Source organism: Streptomyces spongiae (assembly GCF_009377185.1).
In the GTDB taxonomy this organism is placed as follows: Bacteria; Actinomycetota; Actinomycetes; order Streptomycetales; family Streptomycetaceae; genus Streptomyces; species Streptomyces spongiae.
Genome location: NZ_VJZC01000667.1, coordinates 1 through 5107 on the forward strand (window position 1 = coordinate 1; position 5107 = coordinate 5107).

Annotated in this window: 2 protein-coding genes and 1 pseudogene; 1 reads left to right on the forward strand and 2 read right to left on the reverse strand. The window is 63.0% G+C overall.

Annotated elements, in window-relative coordinates:
• Positions 1-340, reverse strand: a 340-nt coding sequence (locus tag FNH08_RS44150) for a beta-ketoacyl synthase N-terminal-like domain-containing protein (protein WP_152777146.1), incomplete at its 3' end; no start/stop codon positions are given.
• A gap of 1547 nt (positions 341-1887) precedes the next feature.
• Here FNH08_RS44150 and FNH08_RS52725 point away from each other — a divergent pair.
• Positions 1888-3045 (forward strand): annotated as a pseudogene (locus FNH08_RS52725) (transposase).
• A gap of 289 nt (positions 3046-3334) precedes the next feature.
• Here FNH08_RS52725 and FNH08_RS44160 read toward each other — a convergent pair.
• The gene (locus tag FNH08_RS44160; protein ID WP_152777147.1) at positions 3335-4825 is read right to left on the reverse strand and encodes an NAD(P)/FAD-dependent oxidoreductase; all 1491 of its coding nucleotides are present in this window, start codon (positions 4823-4825) and stop codon (positions 3335-3337) included.
• Positions 4826-5107: the final 282 nt, after the last annotated feature.

A 5107-nucleotide genomic window follows, 5' to 3' on the forward strand; every position in this document is an offset into this window, starting at 1 on the left:
GAATTCCGGCGTCCTCCAGCGCCTCCCAGGCCAGCTCCAGCATCAACCGCTGCTGTGGATCCACCATCACGGCTTCGCGCGGTGAAATGCCGAAGAATCCCGGATCAAATCGCTCGACCTGGTCGAGAAATCCGCCGTAGTACGTACCGGCACCCGTACCGAACCGCTTGGCGGGAACATCCGCGAGGGCGTCCGAGCCTTTCCGGAGCATGGACCAGAACGCATCCGAATCTGAGGCCCCGGGCAGCCTGCAGGATAAGCCGACTATGGCAATTCGGCCACTGCCTGACGCAGTTTCACCGGTGTCGTTTGCCTCCGTGCAAAGATACTCATTAGACATGTGATCATGCCCCGTGACCTGACCGGACCTTGCACTCACGCACGGCCTCGGTGAAAGTGCGGGATGTCCGCTTCGCGGCTGTCTCGTAACTGCTTATCGCCGGTGAGATTATCTCGATATGACTACTGTAATCACCAGTGTTGAGCCACCTGGATTGATGCCGAATCCAGTAAAATGGCCCCTCGAAATTTGAGCTTTTCCTGAGGTTCGACTTGAATCCGTCATGGGCACTCGATTATCGACGACGGGCAGGCCCGCGAGCAGCGTCAGGAGACCTCAGCCTGCTGGCTCCGAGTAGAGATTCGCGCGGATCGTGGCTCTGGTGGCCGGCGCCGACCAGGACGATGCCGGACCCGCGGGCGGTGGTACGGAGGGCGAGGATGCGCCGCCGGTGCTGGCGAAGGTGAAGGAAGCGCCGGGCAACGTGAGCCTGGAGACGATGCTCACCGAGATCGACAAGCTCCTGGCGGTACGGGCGATCGGTCTGCCACGGGATCTGTTCATCGACGTCGCGCCGAAGGTCGTAGCTGGCTGGCGGGCGCGGGCCGCGGTGGAGTCGCCTTCCCATCTGCGGACGCACCCGGTGGCGCTGCGGGTGACCTTGCTGGCCGCCTTGCTGCACGAGCGGGAGCGGGAGATTACCGACACGCTGGTGGAGCTGCTGATCTCCACGGTGCACCGGATCGGGGCGCGGGCGGAGAAGAAGGTCACCGAGCAGCTCATCAACGCGTTCAAGAAGGTGTCGGGCAAGGAGAACATCCTCTTCAAGCTCGCCGAGGCGTCGCTCGGCACCCCGGAGGGGACGGTCCGCCAGGTCGTGTTCCCGGCGGTGTCCGGGGGCGAGGCGACACTGCGGGAGCTGGTGCACGAGTTCAAGACCCGCGGGCCGGTCTACCGGCGGACGGTGCAGACGACGTTGAAGGCGTCCTACACCAACCACTACCGGCGCGGGCTGATCAAGCTGCTGGACGTGCTGGAGTTCCGCTCCTCCCATCACGCCCACCGGCCGGTGATCGAGGCCCTGGCGCTGGTGGCGCGATACGCGAACGCCGGGAACACGACGTACTACCCGCTGGGTGAGACGGTGCCGGTCCACAAGGCGATGGGCGGGGACTGGGCGGAGGTCGTCCACCGGACCGACAAGCGAGGCCGGCGCCGGGTGGTGCGCATGGTCTACGAGGTCGTCGCCTTCCAGGCCCCTGCGCGATCAGCTCAAGTACAAGGAGATCTGGGTGGTCGGCGCCGACAAGTGGCGCAACCCGGACGAGGACCTGCCGCAGGACTTCGAGGCGAGGCGGGCGGAGAACTACCGGGAGCTGCGCAAGCCGCTGGACGCCGCGGTGTTCATCGACGACCTGCGCGAGCAGATGACGGCCGAACTGACCCTGCTCAGCGACCAGATGCCCAAGCTGACCTGGCTGGACATCGCCGAGCGAAAGTCCGGGGCGATCCGGCTCACGGCGGCCGAGGCCCAGCCCGAGCCGCGCAACCTGCGCAGGATCAAGGCCGAGGTACAGAGGCGTTGGGGCATCGTGCCGCTCGTCGACATGCTCAAGGAAGCGGTGCTGCGGACCGGCTGCCTGGACGCGGTCACCTCCGTCTCCGGCGGCGGCAGCCTCTCACCGGAGGTGCTGGCCGAACGCCTGCTGCTGGTCATCTACGCGTACGGCACGAACACCGGGATCAAGGCCGTGGCGTCCGGCGGCCACGGCCACACCGAGGACGAACTCCGCTACGTACGCCGCCGCTACCTGTCCGCTGAGGCCGCTCGCGCCATCGCCATCCAGATCGCGAACGCCACCTTCTCCGCCCGCAGCACCGAGCTATGGGGACAGGGCTCGACCGCAGTCGCCTCCGACTCCACCCACGTGCGCGCCTACGACCAGAACCTGTTCACCGAGTGACACTCGCGCTACGGAGGCCGCGGGGTGCTCATCTACTGGCACGTGGAGAAGAAGTCCCTGGCCATCCACTCCCAGCTGATCAACTGCACCGCCTCCGAGGCCGCCGCGATGATCGAGGGCGCGATGCGGCACGGCACCACCATGGACGTGGAAGCCAACTACACGGACTCGCACGGCCAGTCGGAAATCGGGTTCGGCATCACGAGGCTGCTGAACTTCGACCTGCTGCCGCGTATCAAGCGGATCAACAAGGTGAAGCTGTACCGGCCAGTGGCTGGCGAACCGGACGCTTACCCGCAGCTGACCCCGGCGCTGACCCGCCCGATCCGCTGGGAACTCATCGCCCAGCAGTACGACCAGATGATCAAGTACGCCACGGCGATTCGTACCCGCACCGCGTCCACCGAGGCGATCCTGCGGCGCTTCACCCGCAACGCATCCCACCCCACCTACGCGGCCATGCTGGAGGTCGGGCGTGCGCAGAAGACCATCTTCGTGGCCCGGTACCTGCGGCTTCGGGACCTCCAGCGGGAGATCGAGGAGGGCCTGAACGTGATGGAGTCATCCAACGGCGCGAACTCCGTCATCGCCTACGGCAAGGGCGGGGAGATCGCCTCGAACCGGCGCGACGAGCAGGAGATGTTCGTCCTGTGCCTGCGGATTCTGCAATCGGCCCTGGTCTACGTGAACACCCTGATGCTCCAGGACATCCTCGGCGAACCGGAGTGGACGGCCCTCCTCACGCCCGCCGACCGCCGCGGCCTGACCCCGCTCTTCTGGTCCCACGTCCGCCCGTACTGAGAGGTGAACCTCGACATGGCCGCCCGCCTCAATCTCGCAGCGACCACGGTGCCAGGCCCCCGAACTGCGGGCGATGGGGAGCAGGCCGAGGAACGTACGGACGCATGAGTCTGGTCAGTCCTTCCGTCGAACCACACCTGCGTGTCAGTGAGGGACTTCACCGGTGGCAAAGAGACGGATCCGGTAGTGGTGCTGGTGATGGTCGGAGGTCGATTGCGGAGCAACGACAAGGTGACCCGGCTTGGCTACGCCGCGGAGGAACACCCCGACGACATGGGCTTTCTTCCCGTCAGCAGGCCGGAAAGGGATTATAGACGTCTTTTTCCTGGCTGGCGCGGCTGACTTGCTGAAAATACTGCCGAAAGTACCCGATTTTCGCTTCTCGGTCCACCGCCCAATTCAGCAATCCCAGAATATCGGGAGCGAGCCCGAAATCAATTTCCAATTTATCGTAAGTCTCACGCGTGCGAGTTCGATACTGCTTTTCCAGGGTCTCGGATACTTCCGAATACGCCGGCGATTTTCCCGAGTTCTCGTAGAACTGAGACACCAAGTGCAGAGAAAGTTCGTCGATCGCGTCCTCGCGACTCATAGCACTGAGTGGCCGTCGCAGCGGGGCGAAGCAGTGGTCGCCGAGGATTCCGATCCCGCCAAGCATGATATCCGCCGTATGTCGTGCCAGCAGAGGCGAACAGTGGAAACCGTCCCGGTGGGTTCCAGACAACACCCACACGTTGTCCTGCCAAACCCTTCCAATAAGCGGAAATCCGTCAAGGCTCACCGGCCTGTTTCCTACATGCCACTGGGTTATTTTGCTATGGAAAAGGCGCTTATCGAACTGATCCATCGCGTTGATCAGAAAGCGCACAGCGCCGATGGTCTGAAATTCATCGGCCTGCATCATCAGATCACCGGTCGCACCTAGGTAGACCGTGCCATCGCTCCCCGGGACCATGTGGAGGCCGCATCCGCCCGCACGGTTCGGTGTACGAACCACGTGTTCGCCCCCGGAACCTGTTCCTCGGGATGTCACTGCGACTCCCTTGCTGGCGAGTATGGGTTGCAAGGGCATCGCACTGCTTTCCGCCAGGTCTGCCAGCAATGAGCGACTCGCCACGCCGGCGGCTACCAGAAAGCGATCTGCCTGGACCTCTTCCCCGGAGGCCGTGATGGCGCAGCTGACCTGGTTGTTTTTCCGTTTCCAACCGACGACGGTGTCGTCCAGGAAGACTACTCCGCTGCGATTCGCCACAGATTCGACCGCGTTGAGGACCTGGCGTGCGTCTATAGCCCCTTCATCGGCAAGGTAAATGGAATCCAGCGGTCGGGCGTCCACTCCCGGCTTCAGGTGTGGAACGTTCCCGAAAGGTACGCGCTCGAATTTTTGATGATACTGGATAGCGGCGTCAATAACGGCATTGTAATTTAGGCTGTCCAGCCTCCCTGCTCTGTTGTTCAGGATGACGTAGGTACCGTTTCGGATGGCGAGTCGACGTGTCGGCGACAGCTCACTGTTAAGGGCATCCAGCCATGCTGGCCATGCTTCCAGGGCGCGGATTGAAATTTCTAGCTTCGCTTTCCCGACTGCCGTTGACAATGTGCGGTGGTTGACTTCTGTGATGCAGTTGAGCATTGCTCCCGCCGCTATGGTGGCACCGCCGATGCGCTGTTTCGGGCCGATGACTGCAATCCTGAGGCTATTGTCATTGCGTATTAGCTCCAAGGCGGTTGCGCATCCGAGGATGCCATTTCCCGCGATGACGATATCGTAGCTGTTCACACTTTCTCCCTCACAGTCATTGAGATCTTGTCTCGGTGGTCATGTGCGCGCTGCGGCATCATTGCCGATTGCGGGTGTCAATATGTCTGAGCGACGGGACTGTTTCGGGTTAGGAGCGGGCCGTTTTCACGGTGGTGGTGTACGCCCCTGACCGTCGGATGCGCGTGTCGAAACCGCCTCCCGCACCAGATGCGTGGCCAGACTTGCCCAGCGTGCCAACGGCAACGTGCAGGGCTTTCATAACGTCAATCCCAGGTCTACAAACTGGGACTGGGCGGGGAG